Here is a 1,414-nt window from a genome sequence, read left to right on the forward strand (position 1 = left end):
CTTAACCGCACCGCGTTTTCTGGCTCGCCTGCCGTACGATCCGGTGGAGAATCCGGTCAAAGGGTTCAATTATCAGGAAAATATAAACGCCAGCCATGATCATTATTTGTGGGGCAATACCGCCTACCTGATGGGGACGGCGTTGACCGACAGCTTCGCGAAGTACCGCTGGTGCCCGAATATCATTGGTCCGCAAAGTGGTGGTTCTATCTCCGATCTGCCTGTCCACGTTTATGAAGCGATGGGGCAGCTACAGGCCAAAATTCCGACGGAAGTCCTCATCACCGATCGCCGTGAATACGAGCTGGCAGAGGAGGGATTTATCTCTCTGACTATGCGTAAGGACAGTGATAACGCTGCGTTCTTCTCGGCCAACTCGGTACAGAAGCCGAAGGTATTCCCGAATACGCGTGAGGGGAAAGATGCCGAAACCAATTATCGTCTGGGTACGCAGCTGCCGTACATGTTCATTATTAATCGTCTGGCGCATTACATCAAAGTTCTGCAGCGTGAGCAGATTGGCTCGTGGAAAGAACGTCAGGATCTTGAGCGTGAGCTGAACAACTGGATCAAGCAGTACGTTGCCGATCAGGAAAATCCGCCTGCTGATGTGCGCAGCCGTCGTCCTCTCCGTGCAGCGCAGATCATGGTGAAGGATGTGGAAGGTGAGGCAGGCTGGTATCAGGTGTCGATTTCTGTCCGTCCGCACTTCAAATACATGGGCGCGAACTTTGAACTCTCCCTGGTGGGTCGTCTGGACAAGGAATAAGCCACGGTGTCTTCTCTCGCATTATGGAACAGAGGAAGCTCTGCCAGCCTGTTTGATCGTATCAGGGGTGAGGATACAGCCATTTCACCCACCCAGGAAACAGACAGGCTGGTCAGCTCGGTCAAGCGTCAGCTTGAGCGTGTTCTCAATACCCGATGCGGGAGTTGCCGCAGTGCGCCGGAGCTCGGTGTGGTGGATCTTAATGATTCCACGCAGAGTCGTGCTGATGCAGGTGGACGTATACGTGAAGCTATCCGCCATTGTATCCGCGAATATGAGCCACGGATTGTCGGTGTTGAGGTTTTTGCTGTGGATAACACCGCAGCGGTCCCCGGTATGGCATTTCGGGTTAACGCCTCGGTACATCTGGATACGATTGAGCAGGTCGCCTCGTTTGATATCCATATGGACAGTAACCGCCACTACAGAATGATGTGATTTATGTCGCTGGAACATTATTACCGGGATGAGTTGACCTGGCTGCGCCTGCAGGGGCGTCAGTTTGCTGAGTCGCATCCCGAGCTGTCGCGTTTTTTATCTGAACAGACTACCGATCCTGATGTGGAAAGACTGCTGGAGGGGTTCGCGTTTCTGACGGGTAGCCTGCGCGCCAAAATCGAAGATGAGTTTCCGGAACTGACGCAT

Annotated in this window: 3 protein-coding genes; all 3 read left to right on the forward strand. The window is 53.3% G+C overall.

What is annotated here, in order from left to right; genetic code table 11:
• The coding region (gene tssC / locus DEO48_RS15520) for a type VI secretion system contractile sheath large subunit (protein ID WP_109845662.1) at positions 1–769 on the forward strand (769 nt) is incomplete at its 5' end.
• A gap of 6 nt (positions 770–775) precedes the next feature.
• Positions 776–1,207, forward strand: a complete 432-nt coding sequence (gene tssE, locus DEO48_RS15525; protein WP_109845663.1) for a type VI secretion system baseplate subunit TssE — start codon at positions 776–778, stop codon at positions 1,205–1,207.
• Between the two features lie 3 nt (positions 1,208–1,210).
• A partial coding sequence (locus DEO48_RS15530; RefSeq protein WP_181367018.1) for a type VI secretion system baseplate subunit TssF occupies positions 1,211–1,414 on the forward strand: 204 nt, incomplete at its 3' end.

The sequence above is a fragment of the Enterobacter sp. CGMCC 5087 genome (assembly GCF_003144775.1).
In the GTDB taxonomy this organism is placed as follows: domain Bacteria; phylum Pseudomonadota; class Gammaproteobacteria; order Enterobacterales; family Enterobacteriaceae; genus Enterobacter; species Enterobacter cloacae_M.